The sequence below is a fragment of the Arthrobacter sp. YA7-1 genome (genome assembly GCF_025960325.1).
In the GTDB taxonomy this organism is placed as follows: domain Bacteria; phylum Actinomycetota; class Actinomycetes; order Actinomycetales; family Micrococcaceae; genus Arthrobacter; species Arthrobacter bambusae_A.
In genome coordinates this window covers 1,940,566-1,967,200 of record NZ_CP110114.1, presented here as the reverse complement: position 1 = coordinate 1,967,200, position 26,635 = coordinate 1,940,566, and the positions used below count along the sequence as shown (strand labels likewise).

Sequence of the window (26,635 nt, the reverse complement as noted above, 5' to 3'; positions counted from 1 at the left end):
ATTCGACAATGGGATTGCGATGCGTGAACTGATGCGTGCTGCGGTGCGACTGCACATCCTCCACCACGCCGCCAAAGAAGACATCCACGGCGCCTGGATGTCCGAAGAGCTAGCCAAGCACGGGTATTCAATCTCTCCCGGAACCCTGTATCCGACGCTGCACCGCATGGAGCAGGACGGCCTGCTGGTCTCCCGCCGGGAAGTGGTCGGCGGCCGGCGCCGCCGGGTCTACCGGTCCACTCAAGCGGGCCTTGATGTGCTGGCCGACGGTCGCAAGTCCGTTGCCGAGCTCGCCGCCGAAATCCTTCCCGAATCTCCGAAGGAGAATCCGCATGAGTAACCCCCAGGCTCTGGTCCGACGACTGGGCACCTTTGACGCCGTCATGATCGGCCTTGGCTCGATGATCGGCGCCGGCGTGTTCGCGGCTTTCACCCCCGCGGCCCAGGCTGCGGGATCGGGCCTGTTGGTCGGACTCGTCGTTGCCGCCGTGGTGGCCTACTGCAATGCGACGTCCTCGGCACAGCTCGCCGCCGCCTATCCGACCTCAGGCGGGACCTACGTCTACGGCCGGGAACGCCTCGGGCCCTGGTCCGGTTTCCTGGCGGGGTGGGGCTTTGTGATCGGGAAGACGGCCAGCGCCGCGGCCATGGCCATGACCTTTGCCGCGTATGCCGCCCCGGCGGGGTGGGAACATCCCGTGGCCATCACTGCCGTCATCGTTCTTGCTGCAGTGAATTATCACGGAGTGACGCGGACGGCCGGGCTGACCCGCATCCTCGTCGTGCTCGTGATGGCGGCCCTTGCGATCGCGGTTACCGCCTGCTGGGGAGGTTCAGTCCCGGATCCGGGCAGGATTCTTGGGGAAGGGCTGCTGGCCCACGGCTGGTACGGAATCCTGCAGTCCTCAGGTCTGTTGTTTTTCGCTTTCGCCGGTTACGCCAGGATCGCGACCATGGGTGAAGAAGTCCGTGACCCCAAACGCACGATCCCGCGGGCGATCGGCATCGCCCTGGGCCTCACCATCATCATCTACGCCATCATTGCCGTCACCCTTCTGGCGACCATCGGCCCCGACGCAGTGGCGTCCAACTCCACGCCGCTCGCCGCCGGAGTAGAAACCGGGACAATGTCATGGGCCGGCCCCGTCGTCAGGGCCGGGGCAGCGATCGCGGCACTGGGCGCACTACTGGCCCTCATCGCCGGGCTGGGACGGACCAGCCTGGCCATGGCCCGCGAACACGACCTTCCGCACTGGCTCTCCGCCATCCACCCCCGCTACAAGGTTCCCCATCGGGCCGAGACCACCCTGGCCGTGGTGATCTGCACGATCATCTCCGTCGCCGACCTGCGGGGCGCGATCGGTTTCTCCTCGTTCGGCGTGCTCATCTATTATCTGGTAGCCAACATCGCCGCGTTTACGCAGCCGGACACGGACCGCAGATACCCCAAGGCCCTCCAGGTCCTTGGCGCCTCGGCATGCGTGGCCCTGATCGCCGCCCTCCCACCGATTTCCGTGGTGTTCGGCATCCTCATGTTCGCGGCAGGGATCATTCTGCGCCTGGTCAGGCTGCGAAGGAGATCCTGACCCAAACGGGTCATGGTTTGGGTCAGGATCCCAGCAACTTGGTCGAGTGCTTCCTGAGTCAGACTGGGGACTCGCCCAACGCCTGCGGAGCCGGCAAGCGATTCAGCCATTCCCTGGCGTCCTCGATAGACCTGATGAACCCGCGCGGGCACTCCTGCTCACGCAGCACAGCACCAGCCATCACACGGTCAACCACCGTGGCCCCGACCAGAGCCACAGCGGACACAAATCGAATCCCCGAGAGTGTCGCTCCGGCGCCGGGATACATACACACGTCCGCGAGCTCAACGAGCATCGGCTGCAACCGGCCCCGGCTCACGCCCCGGATGGCCGCTATGCACGTACGCGCCCGCCCCGAGCCCTCCCTTGGGAGCCTGCCGACGGCGTTTCTCCGGACGACCACGTCAAGCCGGCAGCCTGCCAGACTGTAAGTGCAACCCTCGATCGAACAAGGTGGACCACGTGACGGCTGAATCCCAACAGACGAGCGGCCCGCTGACGACCGCCCGGACGAGTCTTGCGCGTCAAATCACGGCACTTTTGGGATTTCTCGTCCTCTCGTACACGGTATCTTTGCTGGGGTCCATGGCCATCCTTGGCAATGCCTCCGGCTGGTACGCAACGGCCAACAAAGCGCCCTGGACGCCGCCGGCCTGGGTCTTCGGATCGGCCTGGACGGTGCTGTACACGGCGATGGCCGTGGCTTCGTGGCTGGTCTGGCGCCAGCACTCGGCCAAGACCCGCGCAGCCATGACAGCGTACGGTATCCAAATGCTGCTCAACCTCGCCTGGGCGCCGACCTTTTTCGGCATGTACCCCACATGGGGCGACGCCGCACTTTGGCTGGCCCTTGTCCTCATCGCCGCACTGGCCCTGGCAGTGACAGCAACCCTCATCCGTTTTGGACCGATAAACGCGACAGCAGGAGTACTGATGCTGCCCTACCTTTCCTGGATCGTGTTCTCGGCCAGCCTGAACCTCTATGCCGCAGCCCACAACTGACAAGCCTGGCCAAGGCTTCCGGCCAGCTACCTTGTCCACAATCGAGCGGTTTTCTTCCGCACGTCCGCCACCGGAACCATCGCGAACGCCGTTCCTCGCCTGAGCACTTCATTTGAAATGACGGAGCCAGGTCAGCCGCGACGTGCATTTACGCTAAGCCCGGACACCGCGGCGCCAATCGTCTACGGCACTCCGGCGTCTGTTGGAGCCCGGCGGCCACGCACCAGGCCCTTCGGCCCTTGTGAGCCGTCGGACGGTCGTGAACAATGACAGGGCCGGACAAACCATGATGGACCGGCGCGACCGCGACCCCGGCCACAGGCTGCCGGACAGGAGGACCATGAATCGGCCAGCAGCACAAGGTGGCCCAGGGAACTCCGGCGCAGGACCAATCCGCGTCTATATCCTCGATGACCATGAACTTGTCCGGCGCGGGCTTCGCGAACTTCTGGAAAGCGAGGGCTTCGAAGTGGTCGGCATGTCCGGCTCCGCGGACGAAGCCACCCGGCGTATCCCGGCGTTGCGCCCGGACGTGTCGATTCTGGACGGCCGGCTGCCCGATGGTACCGGGATCGAAGTGTGCCGGGATGTGCGTTCCATCGATCCCTCGCTGAATTGCCTGATTCTGACCAGCTACGATGACGAACAGGCCTTGCGCGGTGCGGTTCTTGCCGGCGCGTCGGGATATGTCTTGAAAGAAATCGGTGGCACGGACCTTTTGGACGCCTTGCGCCGGGCGGCCCGGGGCGAATCCTTGTTTGACGCAGGGGTTAAGGCGAAAATCATCCAAGGACTCACCGCGCCTCAACGGGTAGATCCCCGAGTCGCCTCACTGACCCCCCAGGAGCGCCGGGTCTTGGAACTCGTCGGCCTGGGCATGACGAACCGCCAAATCGGTGAGCAGATGCTGTTGGCCGAAAAGACCGTGAAGAACTATGTGTCCTCGATGTTGGCCAAACTCGGATTTGAGCGACGCACCCAGGCAGCCGTCTACATGGCCCACGGGGCAGAGACGGATACGGGAACGGTTCGCTAACGGCTCCGAATACTATGAAGCCACGGACGGGCGGGTTATCAGCGTGGGGCACCGGACATTGAGTAGCACGTGCTGAGCCACGGAGCCGACCAGCACGCGGGCACCGCCTCTTCCTTTGCAGCCCATGACCAGCAGCCGCGCACGGGCACCGGCGTCCAGGAGCGCTTCCGCCGGCGCGCGCTCAAGGTCCAGGATCTTGAGTATGGCCAAACCCGGGTGCCGCTCCTCCAGGCCCTTGACCGATTTGGACAACAGCGCGTGCCCATCGAGCCCAGGTTCTGCAGCCCCGGTCCCGCGCCCCGGTGCCTCTGACGCGACAGGATCACGGCCGCTACCAGCATGGACGATCACGAGTTCCTGCCGCATCCGCTGTGCCTCGTCAGCGGCACACTCGACGGCGAGCTCGGAGTCCGGGGAGCCATCGACACCAACCACTACGCCAGATGACTCACGCGTTGAACGCGCAGGCACAATGGCGACAGCGCAATGGCTGATGACCGCGATCTGAAAGCTGACGGAACCAAATCCTTCGCCGTGGTTGCCGGGGCGCCTGTCCGTTCCCACGACCACCATTTCCGCGTCCGCAGAAAGCTTGCGCATGGTCTCGGCGGGCTCTCCGGAACTGAGCGTCGTAACTACCCCAAGGGAGGGAAACCGTGCGGTGACCCGTGCTGCCTCGCCTTTCAGCAGGTCCTTGGCTTGTGCGGTCGCGCCGTCGTGGAGGGCCTTCTCCGGGAACGCCCATGGCTCAGGAACGGCATGGACCAGGTTGAGCTGAAGTCCCAGATCCCTGGCCCGTTCGGCGGCCCAGTCCACGGCAGCACTGCCGACCGCGGACCCGTCGACACCAACGAGAACATTCTTCTTCACGAGCGCACGTGCCTTCCTGGAACCAGCGGCATTCTCTCCCCAGTTTCGTCGGCTGCAAAGGTGACATGCAAGGGCCGGAAGACCCTCCCAGCGCACGCAGTTTCCGGGTTATGTTCCCTGAGGGGGATCGCGTCCCAAAGCCCGGTACCGCGCGGTCTTCGTGAAAGGACATCGGCGTGCTGATCCTTGTATTGAATCCAGGTTCCTCATCCTTGAAGTACCACCTGCGTCGAATCGGCACATCTGAAGTTAAGCCCGGGATCCTGCTGGAACGGGCCATCGACGGCACGCAAGGGGGCACGCTGGATCCCGTCTTCCTTGGCAACGTGTTCGACGAGATCGATGCTGCCGTCCGGGACATGCCGGGCGGGGAACGCCCAGACGCAATCGGGTTCAGGGTGGTCCATGGCGGGGAACGCTTCAGCTCCCCCGTCCGCGTCACCCCGGACATCATGGCAACCATCCAGGAACTTGGCGAGTTGGCGCCGCTCCATAACGCGGCAAGTGTGGCGTGCATGCGGGCAGCGGCCGAGCGTTGGCCGGATACGCCGCAGGTCGCTGTGTTCGACACGGCATTCCACCACACGATGCCTGAGTTTGCGTCCCGCTATGCCGTTCCCGAGGCCCTCTATACGAAACACGGGATCCGGCGGTACGGTTTCCACGGGATCTCCGTCGAGATGGCGTGCCGCGACACAGCGGCGTTCCTTGGCGTCTCGGTAGGTTCACTGAACGCTGTTGTCGCGCACCTTGGGAATGGCGCGTCCGTCACCGCGGTTAAGAACGGCCACAGCGCCGATACCTCGATGGGTATGACACCGCTGGAGGGGCTGGTCATGGGTACCCGTTCCGGTGATCTTGACCCGTCCGTTGTCACCTTTCTCCAGCGCCGCGGCCTCGGCCCGGATGAGGTCGATAATCTCCTCAACCATCGTGCAGGCCTCTTGGGCGTGGCCGGTTCAGCCGACATGCGCTCGGTTCAGGACGCAGCGCTACGCGGGGATCCCCGGGCCATCCTCGCCTCCGACATGGCCGCCTACCGGCTGGCAAAATACATCGCCGCCTACAACATGGCTGTCGGCGGGGCCGAGGCACTGGTTCTTACCGGTGGGATCGGTGAGCATTCCATCGAGTTCAGGTCGCGCGTGCTGTCGCTGCTCGGGCCGCTCGGTCTCTACGTCGACGAGGTCAGGAACCAGTCCCGGGACACAGGCATCCGCACCATCAGCACCGACCGATCAAGGTTTCCTGTCCTGGTCGTCCCCAGTGACGAGGAACGGGCTATCGCGGAGGCGACAGCCGCCGTCGTTCTTTCGGATGATCCGGCGTGTCAACGGGCCGCCGCTATTGACCCTTAGGCCGCCGACGCACTGGACGCCTTGGCACAACCGCGACAACCGGTGCGCTGAAGCGGGCGGCGCGGCGGGAGATGCGGTGGGTTTCCGGCCGACGCCGGATCCGCGTCGGCACGCCCGGCAACTGCTGCGCGGCGCGGGAGAAGAACACGCTCTTGGCGAATTCCACCATGACCATGTAGATGACCACCATCCCTAGCAGAGCCAGGAAGAACGGCACCGGCAAAGGATCGAAACCCAACAGGCCGGCCAACGGTGACAGCGGCAGGAAGATCCCCGCGGCGACGACTCCCAAGGAGGCGCTCAAGAGGCCAACTGAAGGACGGCTTCGCAGGAACGGAACCCGCCGGGTCCTGATGGCGAAAATGATGAGGGTCTGCGTGGCGATCGATTCGATGAACCAACCCGCCCGGAACTCCCCCGGGACGGCGTTGAAAACGAAAAGCATCAGCGCGAAGGTCGCAAAGTCGAAGATTGAGCTGATCGGCCCGAAAAGGAACATGAAGCGCCGGATGAAGGCGATGTTCCAGTGCGAGGGTGCCAGCAGCTGTTCCTTGTCCACGCGGTCGCCAGGGATGGCCAGCTGGCCGCTGTCGTAGAGCAGGTTGTTGAGCAGGATCTGCCCCGGCAGCATGGGCAGGAAGCTCAGTACCACCGACGCCGTGGCGGCGCTGAACATGTTGCCGAAGTTGCTGGACGTTCCCATCAGCACGTATTTGATGGTGTTCGCGAAGATCCTCCGGCCCTCCATCACGCCCTCGGCAAGGACGCCCAGGTCCTTTTCCAAAAGGACCACATCGGCAGCGTCCTTGGCGACGTCCGTGGCGCTGTCCACGGAGATCCCGATGTCCGCTTTGTGAAGGGCCAGGGCGTCGTTGACGCCGTCGCCCATGAAGCCCACTGCTCCGCCGCTTTGGCGGAGCAGTGTGATGATCCGCGCCTTCTGTTCGGGCGAGACACGCGCAAAGATGGTGGATTGCCGGGCGGCGGCGGCCAATTCGGTATCGGACAGAGCGTCAACGTCCGCGCCGACAAGCGTTCCACCGGAAATCACACCAAGCTCGGAACAGACTTTTTCGGCGACTTTGGCGTTGTCTCCCGTGGCGATTTTCACGGAGATGCCCAGCGTGGCCAGGCGTTCGAGCGATTCTTTCGCGTTCGCTTTGGGGCGATCGAGGAAAACGAGGAATCCTGCGAGGACGAGGGCCTTTTCGTCGGGAGGCGTGATCTTACTCAGCTCCGGGGATGGGCGGGTAGCCACCGCGACGACGCGCGATCCGGCGTCGAACTGTTCATCCAGCATGGCCTGGACATTCGGCGGCGTCGGCCCGCAGAGGGCGAGGACGTCTTCCGGGGCGCCCTTGGTAACCAGACGTGCCGGGCCGCCGGCTTCCCGCACGAGGACGCTGGTGCGGCGGCGCTGGTGGTCGAAGTCGATCAAGTCGAGGCGCTCGAAGCGGTCGGGATCAAAGGCCGCGGCCCGGGCGCTTTCCCACAGTGCGGCGTCGAGCGGGTTCTGCCCGGCCGTGGATTGCTTGGCCTCGGCATAGTCGGTTTCAGTGGCCAGCAGACCCAAGGTGACGAGTTCGACGTCGGACACCTCCGGTGAGGCGGGCAGCGCTCCGGTGAAACTGATGCGTCCCTCAGTGAGGGTGCCGGTTTTGTCGGTGACCAGGATGTCCATGTCACCCAGGTCCTCGATGCAGACCAGTCGTTTGACCAACACTTTCCGCCGGGCCAGCTGGCGGGTGCCGGTAGCGAGGCTGGTGCTCACGACGGCGGGCAGCAGCTGCGGCGTGATGCCGACGGCGATTGCGAGGGAGAACAGCAGCGACTCGACGAGCGGGCGCTGCAACAGCAGGTTCGCGATGAAGATCAGCGTGGTGAGCCCGATAGCCACCTGCAACAGCAGGAACGAGAACCGCTTCAGCCCGAGCTGGAATTCGGTCTGGGGTTGGCGTTCTCCCAGGCCCAGCGCGATACGGCCGAATTCGGCGCGGGCCCCGGTCGCTACCACGACGCCAGTGCAGCCGCCGGACTGGATGACAGTTCCCATGAAGATGCAGGAGGCGAGGTCGCCCAGGGACGAGCCGGGCGCCACAGGAGCCGGATCCTTCCCGGCTGGCAGGGACTCCCCCGTCAGGATGCTCTCGTCGCAGAGGAGGTTCTTGGTGCTGAGCAGGCGGATGTCGGCGGGGATGATCGCGCCCAGGCTCAGGTGCACGACGTCGCCCGGCACCAATGCGGTCACGTTGACGTCCTCCGTGGTTCCGTCGCGCAGCACAGTGGCGCGGTGGGTCACGCGGGAGTGCAGGGCTTCGGACGCGCGTTCGGCGCGGAACTCGTTGGTGAAGCCCAAACCCACGCTGACCAGGAGGATCACGCCGATCACGATCGAATTGGTGGCATCGCCCAGGAACAGGGACAGGCCGGCCGTGATGATCAGCAGGATGAGGATGGGACTGGCGAACTGCCGGCCCAACACCGCCCAGCCGTTGGCCCGGTGGGTCCGCACGGCGTTGGGGCCGAGTTCTGCAAGGCGCGCGGCGGCTTCTTGGTTCGTCAGGCCGGTCGGGCCGGAGCCGAGGTGTTCGAGCACTTGGTCCGGAGGAAGGCATGCGGCCTCGTTGATCGGCAGCTGGACTGAGTGCCGTTCCTTGACGTTGATATCTGACATGCCGTATCCGTTCGAATGCGTCGCCTGAGGGAGTCGCCCTGGGATAAGGGTAAGGCTTGGGAAAGGTGCTTGGAGCCCGCGCGTGCACTAGCGGAGATCCGGCTGCCTAGAGACTGCCACAGCGGCGCAGCCCAGGGCCCTATGGCCCTAACCGCCCCGGCCGAGCATCTGACACCGTGAAGACCGGAACAGTCCAGGCACCAGAGACGCGTGCATTCGGCAGGCCGTCGACCCCGGAAGAGGCAAACCCATGGAAACCGGAACCTCCCTTACGGAAGCTTCGAGCGAGGACTTCGAGCTACTGAACCGGTACTGGTCCGCAGCCAATTACCTCACGGTGGCCCAGATCTACCTCCAGGAAAACCCCCTGTTGCGGGAGCCGCTGCTCCCCCACCACATCAAGCCCCGGCTCCTTGGGCACTGGGGAACCAGCCCCGGTTTGTCGTTGATCTACGCCCACCTAAATCGTCTGATCAAACGAACTTCGGCGGAAATCCTGTTCGTTGCGGGTCCGGGCCATGGCGGCCCCGCCGTCGTCGCGAACCTCTATCTGGAGGGCACCTACTCGGAGATCTATCCCAAAGCGGGGATGGACCTCCAAGGACTCCGGCGTCTTGTCCGGCAGTTTTCGACGCCGGGCGGGATCGCGAGCCATGTCGGTCCGGCCACTCCCGGTTCCATCCACGAGGGAGGCGAGCTTGGCTACTCCTTGATGCACGCCACCGGCGCGGCCATGGACAACCCCGGGCTGATCGTCGCTTGCGTCATCGGCGATGGCGAAGCCGAGACCGGCCCGTTGGAAGCATCATGGAAAGCGCCGTCCTTCCTCAATCCGGCCCGGGACGGCGCCGTGCTGCCGATACTCCACCTGAACGGGTACAAGATCTCTGGCCCCACCGTTCTCGGCCGGAGATCCGACGAGGACGTCGAGGCGCTGCTCAGGGCCCATGGCTGGGATCCGGTGACGGTTTCCGGCGACGATCCCCGACTTGTCCACCGCGCCCTCGCCGCAGCGATGGACGGGGCGTATGGGAGTATCCGCGAACTGCAATCCACGGCGCGCAGCCAGGGCGTGCACGCCCCGGCCCCGTGGCCCGCCATCATCCTGCGCACGCCCAAAGGGTGGACCGGGCCAGCCGTGGTGGACGGGGTCCCCGTCGAAGGAACCTTTCGCTCGCACCAAGTGCCCTTGGCAAACGTCCGCGAGAATCCTGAACACCTGACCCAGCTGGAGGCCTGGATGCGCTCGTACCGGCCGGAATCCCTCTTCGACAACACAGGCCGGTTCGTCACCGAAGTGGCCGCGCTCGCTCCGGAGGGCAGCCTCCGCATGGGCGCAGCCCGTGCAGGCCGGGGCGGGACCGGGACTGCCCTTGAGATCCCCGAGCTGGAACGGTACGCGGTGCCGGCTTCCCCGCGGGGATCGATCATCCTCGAGACCACCAGGCCCCTGGGTGAACTGCTCCGGGACATCTACATCGCCACGGCCGCCGATGCACGGTTCCGGCTCTTCTGCCCTGACGAAACCAACAGCAACCGGCTCGGGGCAGTCTTCGAGGCTACCGACCGCTGTCTCCTGGAACCGGCCAGGGCCTTCGACCATGCCCTGGCCGAAGACCATGTCTCGCCGGGCGGCAGGGTCATGGAAGTCCTCTCCGAACACCTGTGCCAGGGCTGGCTGGAGGGATACCTCCTCACGGGCCGCCATGGACTCTTCGCTAGTTATGAGGCCTTCGCGATGGTCAGCGCGTCGATGACCGTCCAACACGCCAAATGGCTCCAGCATGCGCGGGAACTTGAATGGCATGCCCCCGTGCCGAGCCTGAACATTCTCCTGACCTCCACCTGCTGGCGCAACGACCACAATGGCTTCAGCCACCAGGGGCCCGGACTGATCGACACGGTACTGTCCCTGTCGGGGACGGTCACCCGCGTCTACCTGCCACCGGACGCTAACACCCTCCTCGTCACCGCCGACCACATCCTGCGCAGCAAGGACTACGTCAATCTGGTGGTCGTGGACAAACAGCCGCACCCGCAGTACCTCACCCTGGAGGAGGCAAGGCGCCATGCCGCGGCAGGAGCGTCCATTTGGTCTTGGGCCGGGAACGAGCAAACCGACGGCGCCCGGGCAGTGCCCGACGTCGTCCTGGCCTGCGCGGGGGACATCCCCACCCAGGAGACGCTCGCCGCAGCCTGGTTGCTGCAAGGGCATCTGCCCGGACTCGTGGTCCGCGTTGTCAACGTCATGGATGCCATGATTTTGCCGCCCCGGGACACCCACCCCCACGGCCTGTCCGGTGAGAAGTTCGAAGAGCTGTTCACGGCAGACGGAGAAGTCATCATGGCCTGGCACGGCTACGCCCGGGCCCTGCACCAACTCCTGCATGGAAGACCCCGCCCGGAGCGGTTCCACGTCCGCGGCTATAACGAACAAGGCACCACCACCACCCCTTTCGACATGGTGGTCCTGAACAAGATGAGCCGCTACCACCTGGTCCTCGAAGCGCTGCGCCGTGTTCACCGGCAAGTCATGGGCGCGGATGAACTCGTCGACTTCTGCCGCAGGCAGCTGGATGCGCACACGCGCTACATCCTGGAGCACTTCGAAGACCTCCCGGAAATCCGGGACTGGGTCTGGACACCGCCCGTTCCCTGACGTCTGTGTGAGAGGGGGTCATTCTCGGCGCCTGAGAGCAGCCCGGCGAGCCGTGAGTTCTGTTTCGTCGATCTCTCCCCGGGCGAACCGCTCATTGAGGATACGCTCGGAATCATCGGGGGGCCCTTGGAAACCCCGTCCGAGCGAGTGGTTTCCCCTCAGCAGGAGGACAACCAAGGTGGCAATGCCACCCCAGACCAACAACATCATCAGCCCCATGACAATCCAGCCGCCGGTGCCGAAGTTTCCACCCCATCCCCACATCATGGCCAATCTCCCTTTGAATTCGATTGCGTACCTGCATCCAGTGTCGCCCGTTACTGATCCCTCCCACAGGGCATTTAGTCACACCGCAGGGTCTTTCGGCCCTACAGCAGGAGAAGGGCGCTCAATAGGCTGCAGGGAGTTGCGGGGCTTCATCCCCGCGATCGTGTCCCGGACGATCGAATATAGGAGCAGGCATGTCACTCCCCAGCATGGACGCAGGCCGCGTTGACGGCGGACTGCACGTCGCGGAAGAACTCAGCCAGGAACAGTGCTGGGAACTCCTGCGTTCAAACACCACCGGCCGCTTTGGCTTTGTTGAGCAAGGCAGGGTGGTAATCCTCCCCGTGAATTACCTGGTCGACGGCCAGTCCATTTACTTCCGTACGGCCGGAGATGGATCCATCGCCGAGGCAGTCCCGTCGCTCGGGTCGTCCTTTCAAATAGACGATTCACGTGCCGATCGGGCCGAAGGTTGGTCGGTACTGGTCAGTGGGGCCTCATCCCGTGTTGAGGACAAGGACCTGCTGACCCGGCTATGGGGAAGGGTCATGGCCGAGCCGTGGGCCGGTGGAGCACGGAACCTCTTTATCCGGATCCAGGCACACAGGGTCACCGGACGCCACGTGCATCTGGAGTGAGCCCATCGAAAGTGAGCCCGGAGCCATTCCGGTTTCACACACGCTCACGGGCAAGGAGACCATGGATACCGCGGAAGAAATCATCGTTGGGTACGACGGGTCCGCCGCGGCTGTCCCGGCCGTCCGCTGGGCTGCCCGCCAGGCGGTTCAGCGGAACTGCAGACTCCACTTGGTCCACAGTTCCCTGTGGCCGGCAATCACCCCCGAGCCCGGTCCGATGCCAGGCGTCGAAGGCAGCGGGTTGCGACGCGCGGCGGAGGACATCGCTGCGGAGGACATTCTGACCGATGGCGTGGAACAGGTCCATGACACGGTTCCCGGATTGGCTGTCAAAACGACGCTGGTCTTTGGATGGCCGGCCGAACACCTCAGGACCCTCTCTTCCGGTGCCGCGCTGCTCGTTACCGGCACCCGGGGCGCAGGGGGATTCAAGGGACTGCTGATTGGCTCCGTCAGCCTGGAACTCGCGGCAACAGCCGATTGCCCGGTTGCCGTCATCCGCTGCGGAGAACACCCCGGCGGGCCGGTAGTCGTCGGCGTCGACGTCGACGATTGGGAACTACCGCTTCGGCACGCCTGCACCCTGGCTGCATTGGCGGGTTCAGCCCTTCGAGTGGTGCACGTCCGGAAGGAACACTGGGTTCCACGCCATCTCCAAAACGCGGGCACCCCGACTCAAGACCAAGCAGATCTCCTCGTCCAGGCCGTTCTCGACTCCGCGGCGCGGAATGCCCAAGAATCAGTTCCGGGCCTTGATCTCCAGATACGATCTCCGATCGGCTCATCAATCCCGGGCACGATTCTGGCGGACGCTCAAGATGCCTCCATCATCGTCGTCGGGACGAAAGGACGCGGACTCATTCGGGGTACCATCGGTTCGGCCGCCCACGCTGTGCTTCATCACGCCAGCTGCCCGGTCCTGGTTGTGCGCCGGCCCAGCTGAGATCTCCTGTGAACAGCTGCTGTTCAGTACAAGTCGCCAGGGGCCAGCTCGTCACTTTCCGGCCCCCGGTGAATGCGCCTCCCGGTAATGGACGTCGGGATGATCTCAACGAAAACCCGCTTCTTGGTAGAGGTCAATTGTTGGCGCGGAATCCTCTCTGCGGCTTCTATCTCGGCACCGGATTCCAATTGCCGCGCCCTGCCTTTAACCACCACGCTCCAGACCGAATCGCTGCCGACCCCGTCCGTCTCGAACGCAACTTTGTCGTTGATCGTGAGCGCGAACAGCTTCTCTCCGGGATTGGTCCGGAGGAGAATTTTTCGGTCGTGGGCAACGAAATTGATCGGATAGATCTCGGGTTCATTGGCGATGCTCAATGCCAACCGCCCGAGCGTCGCACCCAAAAGGATATTCCAGCATTCTTCCTCGTTCAGGACCTCCACGGGGTTTGCGGTATCCGGTGACATGGCGGGTCCTTTCGATTGCGGCATTCCAAGCCATTCCAGCATGCACGCCGTCCGCACTATCCAATAGGGCCCTTGGACCCGTGTCTGTTGGCCAGCAAGCTTGTAGCGTTTCGTTCTAAGGACAGGTTCTCACCCTCAGGAACGCCCTTCGTCGAAAGAGGCCATGATGCTCGGAATAGAACAGTCGGATGCTGGAATGCCGGATCCCGGAATCTATTTCCAGTGGGGTGACTTCCTCATCCAATTCGGCAATCTGATGGTGATTGCGGTTATGGTCGTGCTATTCATTCTCGCCCTGGTGGTTCCGTTTCCAGGCCGAAGGAGTCGAAAATGAGGGTTGACCGCGCGCCCGTTCCGACTGACGAGGAGCCACGCTTTTCCACCTGGACAGGAAAGGCCCGGGGCTGGGCCTTGCGCCGGCTGCCACCGGACAAGCTGCTTCCCGAAGGCCAGCCGAGCTACGTATCGTCCTGGATTTACGTCTTCGGCATGGGCGCCGTTGCAGCGTTCGTCTACATCCTCGGTTCCGGTGCCGTACTGGCGTTGAACGGACCCACCTGGTTCCACGTCTCCGGCCTGGGCCGTTTCATCAACAGCACCCATTTGTGGAGCGTTGAACTTTTCTTCATGTTCATGGTGATCCACCTTTGGGGCAAATTCTGGATGGCTGCCTGGCGGGGCGGCAGGGTGCTGACGTGGATCACCGGGATGCTCGCATTCGTCGTCTCGATTGTCACCGCCTTCACCGGATACCTCCTTCAAACAAATTTCGATTCGCAGTGGATTGCGTTCCAGGCAAAAGACGCCCTCAACGCGGTCGGTATAGGTGCGTGGTTCAACGTCGCCGATCTAGGCCAGCTACTCATGTGGCACATCACGCTCCTTCCCTTGGTGGTCGCCGTCGTCGTCGCCCTTCACGTCGTACTCGTACGGATGCACGGGGTGGTACCCCCGTTGGAGGCTGCAGCATCCGATGCCCAGCTACGATCGACGGCGCCAAACCCGGCCACTGACAGCGAGGACACGAAATGAGCAAGGCTCCAGGGTCAACGTCATGGCGCGCACGAAATGACATCGCCAGCAGGCCATGGACCGGCACGTTGCGCGAATACGACCTGTTCAAGGAACTTGCTGTGGGCCTGGTGGTTGTCGGGCTGCTTGTCCTTGGGCTCTCAGCAGTCTTCAGCTCGCCGGACGACCCCAGCGTGACCCTCAAGTCATGGGCCCAGGCCCAGCCCGCGGATTTCGTGGCAACGGCAACCGCGGAACTTGGCGGTACGAGCCATACCGCCGGGTATGGACCGCCCTACAATTCGACGCCCGATGCCTCGCAAAAACTCGGCCCTGTCGACCTTCAGAGCCTTTCGGGCGTGCGGCTACCGATCGACACCGCGAGCGACTTCGTCATCACTCCCCTCCAGACCCTTCCGACACCCCCGGCGGCGGTCGAGGAATGGACGAAGGCAAGCGACGCGCAACACACTGCGTGGACTGCCGCCTACACGGACGCCCTCAGCAAAGCTCCGGACAACGACCCGGCCAAAGTGGGTCCCGGCGACTTCGGCCCCGTACCGGCCCTCACCGGGGCACTTCTGGCCATGGCGCAGCAAGGCGCACTTGATCCGGTAATGAGCGCAAAGTGCTCCTTCTACAACACCGATTACAAAGCCAGCATCCTGTTCCTCGGTGACGGTACCTACTTCCCTGGCCTCGCCGACGCCCAGCACCTGACGGGCGACCAGTGGGGAATGATGAATGAAACCGGGAACTATCCCGGCCAGTCCTGGCTGTGGCTCTTCTCCGCCCTCTACCAAGTGGAACCATTCAAATCATCGCCGAACGCCGATGTCCTTGTGGTGTTTTCCATGGTGATCCTGACGCTGCTCCTGACCCTGGTGCCCTTCATCCCCGGACTCAGGTCCTTGCCACGCCGCATACCCGTGCACCGCTTGATCTGGAGGGACTACTACAAGCACCGCTAGTCCCGCGCGCGTTCACTTGAAGTTCGCTGCGTCGAGCGCCGCCTGCAACGAGCTGAGGTAGCCCTCGCTCGTGTAGGTAGCCCCTCCCACTGTGTCCACGTTTGTTGATTGGCTCGATAGCACCTCGGATTTGAGCATCGGCACGGCCTGCTGGTCGATTTCACCGGACAGGGACCCGACGTCGGTGAGCTGCAGCGGCACCACGTCGGCGATCTTGCCGCCGGATATCACGGCCTGGACTTGCACCGTGCCATACCGGGTCTGGATCTGGCTGCCGTCGAAGGTTCCATCTTTCGCACCGGAAGCGACCGGGCCCGCGGGACCGGCGCTGGTGCTTCCCGCCGTCGGGCTGCCCGGCCCGGAAAGCGTTCCGGTGCCCGACGGCGGATTGGCCGCCTTCGTTGTGGTGCGGCTGGATGCGGAATCAGCTTGGTTTCCGGCATGCCACCCGATCAGGAGGACGGCGGCGGAAGCGAGGCCGGCCAGTACGGCGCTACGGGCCCTCACCAGCTGAACCTTTCGTAGTGGATGCGGAACCGGGGCACGCCCGCGCGTCTTGCGTCCTCAACCACCAGGTCTGTCCAGTCGCTCGGCCCGCACACGAACACGTCGGCGTCCCGCACATGGGGGACGATCGTGGACAGGCTCATGCGGTGGCTGGCCTCGCGGGCCGGAAGCCAGCTGTCGTGGCCCCTTTTCGGCCGACGCCCCAACAGGACGTAGAGCGTTGCAGATTTCTTGACACACAGTTTCTGGAGCTCGCGGTAGAGGTACAGACCCTTCTCGTCCGGCGCCCTGACGATCACCGTCATCTCGCCGGGAGCAAAGTCGCCCTGCTCCAGCAAGGAGATGATGGGCGTAATTCCGATGCCGGCCGCGACCGCAACAGCCCGCCGGGTAGTCCGGGCCCGGTCTGTGAAGAGTCCGTAGGGTCCTTCGATGCTTACCCTGGTGCCGATCGGGAGAGCACTCAATTCGGCGGTTCCGCCTCCCAGCTCACGAACGGTGACTTTGAGACGAAGGACCCCGGGGGCCGCCGAGAGCGAGAAGGGGTGGGCGTGCCACCAGAGCCCGCGTGACCAGAAGCGCCAGATGAAGAATTGGCCGCCGCGGACCCGAAGGTCCGCAAGCGATCGTCCGGTCATCTCGATGGAGTACACGCCCGGCGCCTCGGTGACGATGTTGCTCACCCGAAGGTCGTGCCGCAGAGTCCGCACCACGGGAATGATGAACCGATAGACCAGCAGAGCCGCCGCGACCCCGAGGTAGAGCGTGAGCCAGTAGTAGCGCGCCCAGGTTCCGTCCGCGAACAATTGCCCGGTGCTGAACTGGTGCGGCAGGGCGGCAAGAACGGCGCCATATGCAAGGAAGTGGACAACATGCCATGCCTCGTAGGAAAACTTCCGCCGGACAAGTACCAGTGAGGTGATCACGACGATGGCTAACAGCGCGTACCCCAGGTAGGCGACTTTCATGTCAGGCAGCGAGATGAACATGTCCCATATCTCCGCAAACACGTTCAATCGCGACGTCAGCGCGTAGCCGACCCAGAGCAGCAGCACATGTGAGGAAATGAGGTAGAAGACGGGCTTGCCCAAGCGCTGGTGGACCAACAAGGCCCGGTCGTGGCCAAAGGCCCGGTCAATGACCGGGAGCCGCGCCGCAAGGAGGAGTTGGATCAGCATCAGGTCGGTTCCTACGAGCCCCGCAATGATGCCGACGGCGGTAAAGGCGCCCGGGACGGTCTTGAACTCCACCAATCCGCTGTCCGCCAGGAACAGTGCCAGTACGAGGGCGACCGACAACCAGACGATGGTTTCCAAGAAGTCCGCCAGGCGTGCCCGCCGCAGATAACGCGCCCGTTGTGGCATCCGCCGCTGGGTGGTCGTCCGGTCCGTCGCTCCGGCCCGGGCCGTCATCTGCTACCTCCGCGGGCGCCCCATGGTCTGCTCATGCTCGCAATGCTAGGTTCGGGTTCTTAGAACATTCTTCGAACCCTGGAAACAAAGGCGCGTAACCAGGAACCGGCTGCTGGAGAGTTCCCTTGGTTCCTTCGGATCGGCAGATGCACCACGACTGCCGCTCCGGACGGTTGCGCAGCGATTTCCGCCCGGCCGCCGTGCTGCGCGGCCACTTCAGCCACGAGGGCGAGTCCGAGACCATAGTGGCGCGCCGCGGTGCCGTCCTCCGGAGCGGCGTCGGCTGGCGGCGCGGTTGCGAATCGCTCGAAGGCCCGTGGCCGGACATCGTCGGCAAATCCGGGCCCGTCATCGCGGACCGTGATGACCAGGGTCCTCGCGTCTGCCGTTACCGCCACGTCCACCCTTTCCCGGGCGAAACGGACGGCGTTGTCCAGTAACGCCACGAAAAGCCGGCGCAGCGCCGTTGGAGCGGCAATGATTCCCAGCGGCCCGGTTAGTCCACTTCGTTCAACGGTGACACCGCGACGCGCGGCGGAGACGGAAAACGACTCGACGACGTCGTCCGCCAGTGCCACGACGTCGATCTCCGTGAGCTCGATCCTCCGTGAATCCGCCGAGATGAGCAGGTCTTCGAGCAGACGGGTCAGTGAGCGCGAATCTTCAACCATGGCATCCACGTCCGCCTCGATGCTTGCCGGCGGTTCCTGCAGCGGAGAAGATGCCACACGGCGCCGCAGCATTTGCGCCCGCATACTCAGCAGGGTCAGCGGCGTGCGCAGTTCGTGGCTTGCATCTGCGACGAATCGCCGCTGCCGGTCGAGGGCCTCGGCCATGGGCCGCATGGCTCGCCGGGCCAGCCACACCGCCAGAAGGCTCGCCAACACCACCGCTCCGCCGCACGTCAACAACAGGGCCAGGCCCAGCCGATTCAATTCCTCCAGATTCTCGTGGCGATCGAACACTGCCTGGACTACCCGACTTCCGGAATCGGCGGTCCGGACGGTGTACGGGCGGCCAGCTATGGAAACGTCCTCCTGGGCGGCGTCTCCGCTGGCGGCGACCGCCTCGATGGCCTTGAGGTCCGGCAGTCCGGAGGGCATCCCGGGGGACACCGTCAACACGCCCTGGTTGGAGATCGCGAGCCAGGTTCCGGCGGGGGCGTCAACGATCGAGTCCACGTGCTCGGTGGCGGTGGTCAGGAGGCGTTGGGCTGCGCTGGCCTGGCTCGTGCTGACAATCAAAAGTACCGATCCGGCAATCGCCACCAAAAGCAGCACCAACAAAGCTCCGGTCTGCAGGGCCAGCCGCCAAGAGGAACGCTGCAGTTCGTCCTCGGCTTGGCCCTTCATGCGAGCGTGCCGATCCTGTAGCCGACGCCATGAACCGTCCGCACGCTCCCCCGTCCCAGCTTCCGCCGGAGGTAATGGACATACGTATCGACCACCCCTGCCTCCTCGGCGTTCGGGAAGACGTATTCAAGGATCTCGCCACGCCCGAAGACCCGGTTCGGCCAGCGTGCCAGCTCCTCCAGCAAGGCGCTTTCCCGTTCGGACAGCACCACGACGGAACCATCAGAGCGGGTCACGCTGCGCGCTTCGAGGTCAAAATGACCACCACTGATCCGCAGGGTCGTCGCGGTGGCGATATGCCGCCGTCGCAAGGCACGCAGCCGGGCCAAAAGTTCCTCGACGTCGAACGGCTTCGACAGGTAGTCCTCCGCACCGGCGTCGAGCCCCTCGACCCTGTCCGCAGGATTGCCCAATGCGGACAAAATGAGCGCAACCGTCTCGACGCCCTCCCTGCGCAGTTTCGTCAACAGGTTCAACCCGTCCATGACCGGGAGGCCCCGGTCTAGAACCAGGACGTCGAACTCCCCGGTCAGCGCGAGGTGGAGGCCTTTCTGTCCATCCGAAGCGCTGGACACTTCGTAGCCCTCGCCGAGCAGCAACTCCTCCAACATCGCCCGAAGCTCCACGTCATCCTCGACCAAAAGAACGCGCGGCTTCATCTCATTCATAGTCGGAGTATAGGCGGCGGAGCTGGGGCCAACGGCGTCATTGGTGCAGGCTGAGCGCTTGCGTCGGGCACAGCGCCACTGCGTCCCGGGCCGCGTCTTCCAGGTTCCGGGGGATGGCGATTTCGGAGCCGCCACGGCCGAGCGGGTATCCCCAATCGTCTCGGGTGAGCAGTTCCGGAAGCAATTCGATGCACAGGCCCCGGCCGTCGCAACGGGTCCAGTCGATGTGCATTGTGGTGCGGGGCACCTTTCCCCCGGTCATCGCAGCGCCTCGCATCGCCCGCGCAGGTGTGCTTCGACGTCGGAGGCAAAAGCCATCAGGGCACTGGAGGCAAGCCGTGCTGTCCCGTCCAGATGGGCGCAGCTGCCCCGGCCGGTCACGAGAACAGCGAGCCGGCGGATCTCCTGCGGAAGCTTCCCGGTGGTGTCACCGTAAGCCAGGCGCGCGAACAGCCTTGCGATGGCGGGAAGGCCGTTGGTGCAAGGACCACACTGGCGCGCCGACTGGCCGGCCAAGTAGGCCAGAATGTCAGCGGTAGCCGCGAGGCCACAGGACCCGGACCCCAGCGTCATGACGATCCCCGCACCTGTCCTGGCACCCACAGGGGCCAGCCCTTCCTTTGAGAACGGTACGTCGATCTGGTCCGCGGCGAGCCACGTGCCGTGGTACCCGCCCACAAGAGCAGCGCGGACAGAGGGCAGCTCGATGCCGGTACCCAGGAGGACCTCCGTCAGGCGCACGCCGGTCGGGATCTCGTAGACTCTTGGTCCGGCCGCGTTCCCGGACAGGGTGATGAGTCTGGACCCGGGTGCAGAGCCGGTTCCGACGCCGCGGAACCACGCAGAACCGAAGCGGGAGATCAGAGCGAGATGCGCCAGTGTCTCCACGTTGTGGACCAGGGTCGGCCGCCCATTCAGTCCGCTGTCGCTCAGGCGCCTTGTTCGGTCGCGCGGGATAGCCGGGCCCCCGGAAATAGCACTGACAGCCGCAGTCGCTTCTCCGGAGATAAACGTATCCGGTGCTTCGTGCAGGCGTATACGGGCCTCCCGGCGCTCTTCCAAAGCGCGGGCGACGGGAACCAGCTGCTCCGCGCCGGCATACAAATGCAATTCCCTGGCGCCAAGGCTCCGGCCTGCGATCAGGATGCCGTCGATCACCAAATGGGGGGCGTTGTGCAGCAGGGCTGCGTCCTTCTGGCTCAACGGTTCGCCTTCCGCGCCGTTGGCGACGACGACCGGCCGCCGTCCACCTGCGGGGACCGACGCCAGCTTCTGCCAAGCCGCAAACCCTGCCCCTCCGCGGCCATCCAGCCCGGACTGCAACAGTTCGTCGATCAACGGAGCCAGGTCCATTGCCGGAAGCGGACCAAAGACAGCCTCGTGGCTTGCCAAATCGGCTGAACCGGCGGCAAACAATCGTGTTGCGCCGCCCGGACCGGCAACATGGTCCCGGCGGCTTATGGTGCTCTGGTCCGACGTCATCGGGTGTCCTGGCTGCGCACGTTCCGGTATTCGACAAAGTCTTCGTGCAACCTCCACGCGATGGCCCCTCCCACTGCCAGCAGGCACAGCACCGCAAGGACGAGGAACCAGGGTTCGCGGCCGTTCGTGCCGTTTCCGATGGCATGAAGCACCGAAACGGGCCACATCGCATAGACCAGCCAGTGCACGGCCTTGAACGCCCTGGGACCGATCTTGTTGCGAAGCAAAGCGGTGATCGTCACGACGATCAGGAGATCGAAGGCGATCGTCCCAAGTCCGAGCCAGAACGGCTGATATGCGCCCAGGAAGGGAACGAAGAAATCCACCAGCCTCAGTTGGGCGAATGGATCAAAGAGCAAGGACACAACATGGACCACAACAAACAAGAGCGAAAAGAGTGAGACATTGCGGTGCACCAACGTGACCGCAAACCGCGGGATCCCCACGACAGCCCGCCCGGAGCGGACGCCAATTCCCAGCAGGACGGAAAGTGTCAGGAGCACGAGGGCCACCACGCCGGAGCCTCGGCCCACAGCCCAAAGAGCCTGATCGAAGACGGCGTTCATGATTGACCCGCCATCTCGTCCGGAGGCCAGCCACCGCAGGTGGATACCCTGCCTGCACTGTCAACCAAGCGGGCAGGCACGCCTAAGTCCCGCAACCACGACGGCGCGCGGCGGCCCCGCACCACGCATGCGGTGGAGATTGTATTGGCTTCCGCGCAGCTTTTCGCCGCCACCGTCACCGTCCTCCAGAAGGCTTCCGCCGGCAATCCCGTGTGCGGGTCGATGATGTGGTGGACTTGTCGGCCGGAATGGCTCCATCGGCGCTTTTGCGTACTTGATGTGGCCACCGCGTAGCCGGAGCGCAGCCGGACGCACCCCGAAGGATCGTCCGGCAAATCCTGGACCAGCACCACCCACCCCTCCGGGGGCGCCTCCCCTGCGGTGGCCAGATCGCCGCCCAGGCTCACCATCGAACCGCAGCCAAGCGTTGACGAAATCCGGTGCGCGGCCCAGTCGGCCGCCAAGGCTTTGCCGATCGCACCAAAGTCAAGCATGAGGCCCTTGGGCACTTCAAGCCTGTTTCCGGCAAGTCCTATGCGGGTCCAGGCCGGGGCAACTGTTGTCACGGCAAGTGATCCCTGCGGCTCCGCCGCCCGGTTCCTGGGCACGTCGAGAAGGGCGAAGTCGCGGTCATACCCGAGTCCAAGCAGCGCGCTCCCGATTGTCGGGTCCACATCCCCGTCGGTCATTTCCGCAGCAGCCAATGCGCTGCGGACGATCGCCGCGAGTACGTCGCTGATTTCCTGCCCCTCGGATAGCCGGCTGCCGAGGATCATGAGTTCCGAATCGTCGCGGAAACGGCTGCACGCCATCTCAACGCCGTGGCAGACGTCCCGACATAGATCGACGGCCCGGTCAAGCATCGATGGCTCGGTGACGATGACACATGCCTCGGTGCCCCATAGCTCCCAGCGCCGCGCCGCCGTTACCATCAGGATCCTGACGATCGGCCCTGCGGGGCGGTTGATCCGGGCCCGAGGGGCTGCACCGGCGAGGTGGATGAGTAGTGGTGGCGCGGGCCATAGTTTGGAGTGGTGGACTGCCCCGTATTGCCGGAAGACGTGTCGCCGGAAGAGGTATTGCCCGAAGAGGTATTGCCTGCCGCGGCCGGAGCCGAGACGGCCGCACCGACGACCACGGCGCCGGCCACGCTCGCGGCACCCACCCACGATGTCACTTGACGGGCGATCCTGTGGCCACTTTCCCTGGAGTTCATGGCAGCCTCCTTGGCTGGTGCTTGACCGATGTCGCTGTGTTAATTCTAGGAGCGCCAGAGTTGGCCTCGGCTAAGCGTTTCCTGTGTAGAAGCTGTGTGGAAATGCTGAACCCCATGCACGAACCGCGCCGGAAAACAAGGGCCTTTGGATCATTCAAGATTTTGTGAAAACTGCGTACGTTTGTGGTCATGGACACCGTCATCCAGACTGTCGACTTGCACAAGAACTTCGGGCGCGTCAAAGCGCTCGACGGCCTCGACCTCGAGGTCCACAAAGGCGAGATCCACGGCTTCCTCGGGCCGAACGGCGCGGGAAAAACCACCACGCTACGCATCCTCCTCGGTCTGGCCCGGCAGTCGTCGGGCAGCGCGAGCGTCCTGGGCATGAATCCGTGGGCGGACGCCGTCGAACTCCACCGCCGCGTCGCGAGCATCCCGGGAGACGTGAGCCTCTGGCCCAACCTCTCCGGCGGAGAGGCCATCGACCTCCTCTCCCGCCTCCGCGACGGCGCTGTGGACCACGCCGCCTACAAGGAGCGCAAACATCACCTCTGCGAACTCTTCGACTTCGACCCGGGCAAGAAGGGCCGCGCGTATTCGAAGGGAAACCGCCAGAAGGTCGCGCTCATCTCCGCCCTCGTCATAGACGCTGAGCTGTATCTCCTCGACGAGCCGACGAGCGGCCTTGACCCGCTCATGGAGGCCGCCTTCACTCGAGAAATCCGTCGGATCGTGCGCGAGAACGGCGCGACAGTCCTGCTCTCAAGCCACATCCTCTCCGAAGTCGAGCAGCTCGCCGACCGCGTCAGCATCATCCGCGCCGGCCGGATCGTCGACGGCGGCACGCTCGATGCGCTGCGCCACCTCACCCGCACGGAGGTTTCCTTCGCGCAGGACAGCGTGGACACCCATGCCCTCGCCGCACTGTCGCAGGTCCACGACCTCACCGTGGTTGAGGGGCGCGTCAAGTTCGGCGCCGATTCCGACCGCGTCCACGAGGTGCTGCCCCTTCTCGGTACGCTCGGGGTCAAAGGCCTGCTCGTCGCGCCTCCGTCGCTCGAAGAGCTGTTCCTGCGCCACTATGGCGACACCGTCGCCCAGACCGTCCCGCAGATTGCGGACGACGGCGGCACCCATCACCGACGCCATCGAGCCGCCGCGGCGGGAGCCTGAGATGGGCGCGCTGTGGATCCTGTACCGGCAGCGCTTGCGCCGGGACCGCTGGCAGATCATCGTCTGGATCCTCTCGATCGGCGGGCTCGCACTGCTCGCCGTCGCGGCCATAGCGAAGTCCTTCGGCGACGACGCTACGCGCGCGCAGGTGCTGCAGCTCGCGACCGCGGCGCCCGCGATCCTCGTGCTGCGCGGCCTCCCGCGCGGCCCGGCGCTCGATTCGTTCACGTTCTTCGAGATTTTCGCGTTCCTGGCCCTCCTTGCGGGACTCATGAATACGTTCATGGCCGTCCGCCACACCAGGGCCGAAGAGGAGTCGGGCCGGGCCGAGATCGTCTCCGCCACCGCCGCAGGGCGGTGGGCCCCCCTCGGGGCGACCGTCCTTCACGCCATGGTGGCCAATGTGGTCGTCGCCATGGCCACTGCTCTCGGCTTCATCGCCGGCGGGCTTGACCCCGCGGGTTCACTTGTGGCCGGTCTCGCCACGGGCGCCGTGGGCTTCGCCTTCCTCGGCGTGGGCCTGTTGGCCTCGGAGTTCTTCAGTACATCGCGGGGAGCCAACGGCATTTCTTCGGCGCTCGTGATGGTTGCATACCTGCTGCGCGGCTTCGGCGACGCGACCGGACAGGTCAGTCCCGACGGAATGACCATGACGGCGGCGTGGCCCAGTTGGGTCTCCCCCATCGGCTGGGGCCAGCAGACCTTCGCCTACACGGGCAACCGATGGTGGCCGCTGCTCCTGCCACTCGCGCTTGGGGCGGCTTGCACCGCCGTCGTCGTAGCCCTCATGGCCCGCCGTGACGTCGGTGCGAGCGTACTCGCCGGACGATCCGGACGCGCCAACGCCCGGCCCTGGCTGCGCGGGAGCTTCTCCCTCGCTCTGCGCCTCCAGGAGGGCGCGATCATCGGCTGGTGCATCGGCGGCCTTGCCACGGGCCTCCTCACAGGCTCGCTCGGGGCCGCGATCCAGTCCTCGATCACCTCCAACCCCCAAATCACGGCCGTGCTTCGCGGCATGATCGAGGCACAGGGCACATCCATGACCCAGCTCCTCGTCGCTGCCCTGTTCGAGGTAGCCGGGATCCTTGCCGCGGCGTGCGGCCTCCAGGCCGTCCTGCGCCTGCGCCAGGAAGAGGCGGCCGGAACTGCCGAGCCCGTCGTGGCCGGATCCGTGGGCCGGATGCGCTGGCTGGGCAGCTTCCTCGGACTCGGCACGGTCTCGGTGGTGCTGGTGATGGCGTTCACCGCCGTCGGAGCATGGGCCTCCCTCGTTGCGTCCGGAGATACCTCAGGCTCCGCAGGCGAGGTCTGGCAAACTGCCGTCGACCAGCTCCCGGCAGCACTCATCTACCTCGCCCTGCCCGCCGCAGTCTTCGTCGTCTGGCCCCGGGCCACCATCCCTGCCGGCTGGGCGCTCCTGGGCATCGGCGTTGTCCTCGGCGTCTACGGTGGCATGCTCGGCCTCGACCAGAGGATCCGGGACCTTTCACCCTTCACCCACACCCCCGTCACCACAAGCACCGGAACCGACTGGAGTGGCGGTTTCTGGATGCTCGGCATCGCCGTCGTGGTCACGGCGCTCGCGCTTGCGGCTGTGCGCCGCCGGGAGGTGGGCACGGCATGACAGACTCCGGCATCGCCCGGATGCCCGACGCCGCCGAGACGTCCGCCGCGGTGCTTACGGCCGCCGGAATCCCCAAGATGCCGGCCCGTTCCCTTATGGCCCTTGTAGTCTCCGACGACGGTTCGCTGACCGCGGCCGAGCTCTCCGAGATACTGGGCGCGAGCGCCGCCGCGGTATCCGGCGCCGTGCGGTACTTGCAAACTGTCGGTTTCGTCCACCGGGTCTCGCAGCCTGGCAGCAGGCGCGACCGCTATGCCCTCCCCGCCAATGCGTGGTACGTCGCCTCCCTGCGGCAGAACCCCGTGTACCAGCGCCTGGCTGAGCTCGCCGACTCCACAGCGTCAAGCCTCCCGGAAGGATCGCCGGCGAGGACGAGGGTGAGCGAGATGGGCGCCTTCTACCGGTTCCTCATGACCAGGCTGCCTGCGCTCCTCGATGAGTGGGAGCACATGCGGGTCAAGGTCCAGGCCGCTCCGACTCCGCCTGGGCTTCAAGCCTGAGGCGGATACGGCTGCGGAGGGTTCGGCGGATATGCCTGCACCCATCGGTCGAAGCGCTGACCCCTGGGATTGGCCGGCAGGAGCACAAACACGAGCAACGCAATCCATCCGAGCACCGGAACCAGAGCGAGCAACAAGAAGAGCGCACTAAGATTCGCGTCGTGGAGGCGCCGTGCGCCCAAGGCAAGTGAAGGCACAACCGTCGCCAGGAACCACAGGCCGCCAAGGGCCGTCGAGGTGCCGGTGTTGCCGTTTCCTGTAGCACCGGCCGCATTGATGACCCCGGAGACAATGGCAGAGGCGAGGAACCACCACCAATACTCACTGCGGCTAGCGCGGCCGTGGAAGATTGCGTACTTTTTCCAGAATCGTTTAACGGCCTCGACCGGCGGGGCTCCGTAGTAAGGCAATTCAAGCGGGACTTCACCCGGGGGAAGATTCTGGGGCTGATAGCCGGACATCATTCAAGCCCTTCCATGCAGACTATTCGACACCGGAATGCTAGGCCGTGTCCCGCCTGTCCGAACAGGGCACAAAGCCCCGCCTGGGACAGGTGACACCGCCTAGGATCCGCGGGCGCAGTCGGTCCCTGGCCCCGGCGGCGTCACGAGCGTCGCTAACGGGACTTCCGGCCCTGCCGGGCTGGACCAAAC

The 26,635-nt window shown here is 64.8% G+C and carries 27 protein-coding genes; 13 read left to right on the top strand and 14 right to left on the bottom strand.

The features are described 5' to 3' along the window. Positions 1-19 precede the first annotated feature (19 nt). The 4 genes from OIT41_RS09125 (at position 20) to OIT41_RS09110 (ending at position 3,624) form a co-directional block, all read left to right on the top strand. Positions 20-340, top strand: a complete 321-nt coding sequence (locus OIT41_RS09125) for a PadR family transcriptional regulator (protein WP_241708370.1) — start codon at positions 20-22, stop codon at positions 338-340. After that, on the top strand, positions 333-1,586 hold the full coding sequence (locus OIT41_RS09120) for an APC family permease (protein WP_241708369.1): 1,254 nt from the start codon (positions 333-335) through the stop codon (positions 1,584-1,586). Before OIT41_RS09125 ends, OIT41_RS09120 begins: the two co-directional genes overlap by 8 nt. Positions 1,587-2,048: 462 nt before the next feature. Further along, positions 2,049-2,588, top strand: coding sequence for a TspO/MBR family protein (locus OIT41_RS09115; protein WP_241708368.1), 540 nt, complete (start codon positions 2,049-2,051; stop codon positions 2,586-2,588). 340 nt (positions 2,589-2,928) lie between these two features. Beyond that, the gene (locus tag OIT41_RS09110; RefSeq protein ID WP_241708367.1) at positions 2,929-3,624 is read left to right on the top strand and encodes a response regulator; all 696 of its coding nucleotides are present in this window, start codon (positions 2,929-2,931) and stop codon (positions 3,622-3,624) included. A gap of 12 nt (positions 3,625-3,636) precedes the next feature. On the opposite strand, the gene OIT41_RS09105 is transcribed toward OIT41_RS09110, so the two are convergent. Then, complete coding sequence (locus OIT41_RS09105; RefSeq protein ID WP_241708366.1) at positions 3,637-4,494, bottom strand: universal stress protein; 858 nt, start codon at positions 4,492-4,494, stop codon at positions 3,637-3,639. A 176-nt stretch (positions 4,495-4,670) separates the two neighbouring features. On the opposite strand from OIT41_RS09105, the gene OIT41_RS09100 reads away from it, so the two are divergent. Next, complete coding sequence (locus tag OIT41_RS09100) at positions 4,671-5,852, top strand: acetate/propionate family kinase (RefSeq protein ID WP_241708365.1); 1,182 nt, start codon at positions 4,671-4,673, stop codon at positions 5,850-5,852. On the opposite strand, the gene mgtA is transcribed toward OIT41_RS09100, so the two are convergent. Then, a complete protein-coding gene (gene mgtA, locus OIT41_RS09095) occupies positions 5,839-8,526 on the bottom strand; it encodes a magnesium-translocating P-type ATPase (protein WP_241708364.1) in 2,688 nt (895 codons plus the stop codon). The genes OIT41_RS09100 and mgtA overlap by 14 nt on opposite strands. Positions 8,527-8,776: 250 nt before the next feature. On the opposite strand from mgtA, the gene OIT41_RS09090 reads away from it, so the two are divergent. Further along, positions 8,777-11,185: a phosphoketolase gene (locus OIT41_RS09090; protein ID WP_241708363.1), complete on the top strand. Its 2,409-nt coding sequence runs from the start codon at positions 8,777-8,779 to the stop codon at positions 11,183-11,185. 18 nt (positions 11,186-11,203) lie between these two features. Here OIT41_RS09090 and OIT41_RS09085 read toward each other — a convergent pair whose 3' ends face one another. After that, on the bottom strand, positions 11,204-11,452 hold the full coding sequence (locus tag OIT41_RS09085) for an SHOCT domain-containing protein (RefSeq protein ID WP_241708362.1): 249 nt from the start codon (positions 11,450-11,452) through the stop codon (positions 11,204-11,206). Positions 11,453-11,646: 194 nt separating this feature from the next. Here OIT41_RS09085 and OIT41_RS09080 point away from each other — a divergent pair, with 194 nt between their 5' ends. Together OIT41_RS09080 and OIT41_RS09075 are read left to right on the top strand one after the other, a co-directional pair. Beyond that, positions 11,647-12,090 (top strand): pyridoxamine 5'-phosphate oxidase family protein, encoded by a 444-nt coding sequence (locus OIT41_RS09080; RefSeq protein ID WP_241708361.1) that lies wholly within the window; start codon positions 11,647-11,649, stop codon positions 12,088-12,090. Between the two features lie 61 nt (positions 12,091-12,151). Then, entirely contained in the window at positions 12,152-13,033 is an 882-nt protein-coding gene (locus OIT41_RS09075) for a universal stress protein (RefSeq protein WP_241708360.1), read from the top strand. Positions 13,034-13,056: 23 nt separating this feature from the next. Here OIT41_RS09075 and OIT41_RS09070 read toward each other — a convergent pair whose 3' ends face one another. Then, complete coding sequence (locus tag OIT41_RS09070) at positions 13,057-13,542, bottom strand: pyridoxamine 5'-phosphate oxidase family protein (protein WP_264637852.1); 486 nt, start codon at positions 13,540-13,542, stop codon at positions 13,057-13,059. Positions 13,543-13,830: 288 nt separating this feature from the next. On the opposite strand from OIT41_RS09070, the gene OIT41_RS09065 reads away from it, so the two are divergent. Further along, positions 13,831-14,532, top strand: coding sequence for a cytochrome b N-terminal domain-containing protein (locus tag OIT41_RS09065; RefSeq protein WP_241708358.1), 702 nt, complete (start codon positions 13,831-13,833; stop codon positions 14,530-14,532). Then, positions 14,529-15,482, top strand: coding sequence for a hypothetical protein (locus OIT41_RS09060; RefSeq protein ID WP_241708357.1), 954 nt, complete (start codon positions 14,529-14,531; stop codon positions 15,480-15,482). The genes OIT41_RS09065 and OIT41_RS09060 overlap by 4 nt, the downstream gene beginning before the upstream one ends. Before the next feature lie 12 nt (positions 15,483-15,494). Here OIT41_RS09060 and OIT41_RS09055 read toward each other — a convergent pair whose 3' ends face one another. From OIT41_RS09055 to OIT41_RS09015, 9 genes are read right to left on the bottom strand one after another with little or no spacing between them, the layout of a single operon-like run. Continuing rightward, complete coding sequence (locus tag OIT41_RS09055) at positions 15,495-15,989, bottom strand: FMN-binding protein (RefSeq protein WP_078105280.1); 495 nt, start codon at positions 15,987-15,989, stop codon at positions 15,495-15,497. Continuing rightward, positions 15,986-17,401, bottom strand: a complete 1,416-nt coding sequence (locus tag OIT41_RS09050; protein ID WP_241708356.1) for a ferric reductase-like transmembrane domain-containing protein — start codon at positions 17,399-17,401, stop codon at positions 15,986-15,988. The genes OIT41_RS09055 and OIT41_RS09050 overlap by 4 nt, the downstream gene beginning before the upstream one ends. A 59-nt stretch (positions 17,402-17,460) precedes the next feature. Then, positions 17,461-18,753: a sensor histidine kinase gene (locus OIT41_RS09045; RefSeq protein ID WP_241708355.1), complete on the bottom strand. Its 1,293-nt coding sequence runs from the start codon at positions 18,751-18,753 to the stop codon at positions 17,461-17,463. Next, a complete protein-coding gene (locus OIT41_RS09040; RefSeq protein WP_241708354.1) occupies positions 18,750-19,421 on the bottom strand; it encodes a response regulator transcription factor in 672 nt (223 codons plus the stop codon). Before OIT41_RS09040 ends, OIT41_RS09045 begins: the two co-directional genes overlap by 4 nt. Positions 19,422-19,458: 37 nt before the next feature. Continuing rightward, on the bottom strand, positions 19,459-19,683 hold the full coding sequence (locus tag OIT41_RS09035) for a ferredoxin (protein ID WP_241708353.1): 225 nt from the start codon (positions 19,681-19,683) through the stop codon (positions 19,459-19,461). After that, positions 19,680-20,903, bottom strand: coding sequence for an NADH-ubiquinone oxidoreductase-F iron-sulfur binding region domain-containing protein (locus OIT41_RS09030; protein WP_241708352.1), 1,224 nt, complete (start codon positions 20,901-20,903; stop codon positions 19,680-19,682). The genes OIT41_RS09035 and OIT41_RS09030 overlap by 4 nt, the downstream gene beginning before the upstream one ends. Further along, the gene (locus OIT41_RS09025; RefSeq protein WP_241708351.1) at positions 20,900-21,469 is read right to left on the bottom strand and encodes a ferric reductase-like transmembrane domain-containing protein; all 570 of its coding nucleotides are present in this window, start codon (positions 21,467-21,469) and stop codon (positions 20,900-20,902) included. Before OIT41_RS09025 ends, OIT41_RS09030 begins: the two co-directional genes overlap by 4 nt. Beyond that, positions 21,466-22,401 (bottom strand): FAD:protein FMN transferase, encoded by a 936-nt coding sequence (locus tag OIT41_RS09020; RefSeq protein ID WP_241708350.1) that lies wholly within the window; start codon positions 22,399-22,401, stop codon positions 21,466-21,468. The genes OIT41_RS09025 and OIT41_RS09020 overlap by 4 nt, the downstream gene beginning before the upstream one ends. Continuing rightward, the gene (locus OIT41_RS09015) at positions 22,401-22,685 is read right to left on the bottom strand and encodes a hypothetical protein (protein ID WP_241708349.1); all 285 of its coding nucleotides are present in this window, start codon (positions 22,683-22,685) and stop codon (positions 22,401-22,403) included. The genes OIT41_RS09020 and OIT41_RS09015 overlap by 1 nt, the downstream gene beginning before the upstream one ends. 189 nt (positions 22,686-22,874) lie before the next feature. Between OIT41_RS09015 and OIT41_RS09010 the strand changes: the two genes are divergently transcribed. The 3 genes from OIT41_RS09010 to OIT41_RS09000 are packed head-to-tail and all read left to right on the top strand — an operon-like array spanning position 22,875 to position 25,982. Next, on the top strand, positions 22,875-23,858 hold the full coding sequence (locus tag OIT41_RS09010; protein ID WP_241708348.1) for an ABC transporter ATP-binding protein: 984 nt from the start codon (positions 22,875-22,877) through the stop codon (positions 23,856-23,858). Position 23,859: 1 nt separating this feature from the next. Then, a complete protein-coding gene (locus OIT41_RS09005) occupies positions 23,860-25,482 on the top strand; it encodes an ABC transporter permease (RefSeq protein WP_241708347.1) in 1,623 nt (540 codons plus the stop codon). Beyond that, the gene (locus OIT41_RS09000) at positions 25,479-25,982 is read left to right on the top strand and encodes a GbsR/MarR family transcriptional regulator (protein ID WP_241708346.1); all 504 of its coding nucleotides are present in this window, start codon (positions 25,479-25,481) and stop codon (positions 25,980-25,982) included. Before OIT41_RS09005 ends, OIT41_RS09000 begins: the two co-directional genes overlap by 4 nt. On the opposite strand, the gene OIT41_RS08995 is transcribed toward OIT41_RS09000, so the two are convergent. Further along, positions 25,973-26,443: a DUF805 domain-containing protein gene (locus OIT41_RS08995; RefSeq protein WP_372489651.1), complete on the bottom strand. Its 471-nt coding sequence runs from the start codon at positions 26,441-26,443 to the stop codon at positions 25,973-25,975. The two genes, OIT41_RS09000 and OIT41_RS08995, sit on opposite strands and share 10 nt — an antisense overlap. Between the last annotated feature and the right edge of the window lie 192 nt (positions 26,444-26,635).

What these genes read in the sequence shown, in the direction of transcription:
- OIT41_RS09050 (WP_241708356.1), bottom strand. Translation starts at nt 17,401, where the DNA reads ATGACGGCCCGGGCCGGAGCGACGGACCGGACGACCACCCAGCGGCGG.
- OIT41_RS09040 (WP_241708354.1), bottom strand. Translation starts at nt 19,421, where the DNA reads ATGAATGAGATGAAGCCGCGCGTTCTTTTGGTCGAGGATGACGTGGAG.
- OIT41_RS09110 (WP_241708367.1), top strand. Translation starts at nt 2,929, where the DNA reads ATGAATCGGCCAGCAGCACAAGGTGGCCCAGGGAACTCCGGCGCAGGA.
- OIT41_RS09015 (WP_241708349.1), bottom strand. Translation starts at nt 22,685, where the DNA reads ATGAACTCCAGGGAAAGTGGCCACAGGATCGCCCGTCAAGTGACATCG.
- OIT41_RS09065 (WP_241708358.1), top strand. Translation starts at nt 13,831, where the DNA reads ATGAGGGTTGACCGCGCGCCCGTTCCGACTGACGAGGAGCCACGCTTT.
- OIT41_RS09020 (WP_241708350.1), bottom strand. Translation starts at nt 22,401, where the DNA reads ATGGTAACGGCGGCGCGGCGCTGGGAGCTATGGGGCACCGAGGCATGT.
- OIT41_RS09120 (WP_241708369.1), top strand. Translation starts at nt 333, where the DNA reads ATGAGTAACCCCCAGGCTCTGGTCCGACGACTGGGCACCTTTGACGCC.
- OIT41_RS09080 (WP_241708361.1), top strand. Translation starts at nt 11,647, where the DNA reads ATGTCACTCCCCAGCATGGACGCAGGCCGCGTTGACGGCGGACTGCAC.
- OIT41_RS09085 (WP_241708362.1), bottom strand. Translation starts at nt 11,452, where the DNA reads ATGATGTGGGGATGGGGTGGAAACTTCGGCACCGGCGGCTGGATTGTC.
- OIT41_RS09035 (WP_241708353.1), bottom strand. Translation starts at nt 19,683, where the DNA reads ATGACCGGGGGAAAGGTGCCCCGCACCACAATGCACATCGACTGGACC.
- mgtA (WP_241708364.1), bottom strand. Translation starts at nt 8,526, where the DNA reads ATGTCAGATATCAACGTCAAGGAACGGCACTCAGTCCAGCTGCCGATC.
- OIT41_RS09030 (WP_241708352.1), bottom strand. Translation starts at nt 20,903, where the DNA reads ATGACGTCGGACCAGAGCACCATAAGCCGCCGGGACCATGTTGCCGGT.
- OIT41_RS09025 (WP_241708351.1), bottom strand. Translation starts at nt 21,469, where the DNA reads ATGAACGCCGTCTTCGATCAGGCTCTTTGGGCTGTGGGCCGAGGCTCC.
- OIT41_RS09075 (WP_241708360.1), top strand. Translation starts at nt 12,152, where the DNA reads ATGGATACCGCGGAAGAAATCATCGTTGGGTACGACGGGTCCGCCGCG.
- OIT41_RS09000 (WP_241708346.1), top strand. Translation starts at nt 25,479, where the DNA reads ATGACAGACTCCGGCATCGCCCGGATGCCCGACGCCGCCGAGACGTCC.
- OIT41_RS09125 (WP_241708370.1), top strand. Translation starts at nt 20, where the DNA reads ATGCGTGAACTGATGCGTGCTGCGGTGCGACTGCACATCCTCCACCAC.
- OIT41_RS09070 (WP_264637852.1), bottom strand. Translation starts at nt 13,542, where the DNA reads ATGCTGGAATGGCTTGGAATGCCGCAATCGAAAGGACCCGCCATGTCA.
- OIT41_RS09010 (WP_241708348.1), top strand. Translation starts at nt 22,875, where the DNA reads ATGGACACCGTCATCCAGACTGTCGACTTGCACAAGAACTTCGGGCGC.
- OIT41_RS09090 (WP_241708363.1), top strand. Translation starts at nt 8,777, where the DNA reads ATGGAAACCGGAACCTCCCTTACGGAAGCTTCGAGCGAGGACTTCGAG.
- OIT41_RS08995 (WP_372489651.1), bottom strand. Translation starts at nt 26,443, where the DNA reads ATGTCCGGCTATCAGCCCCAGAATCTTCCCCCGGGTGAAGTCCCGCTT.
- OIT41_RS09005 (WP_241708347.1), top strand. Translation starts at nt 23,860, where the DNA reads ATGGGCGCGCTGTGGATCCTGTACCGGCAGCGCTTGCGCCGGGACCGC.
- OIT41_RS09060 (WP_241708357.1), top strand. Translation starts at nt 14,529, where the DNA reads ATGAGCAAGGCTCCAGGGTCAACGTCATGGCGCGCACGAAATGACATC.
- OIT41_RS09045 (WP_241708355.1), bottom strand. Translation starts at nt 18,753, where the DNA reads ATGAAGGGCCAAGCCGAGGACGAACTGCAGCGTTCCTCTTGGCGGCTG.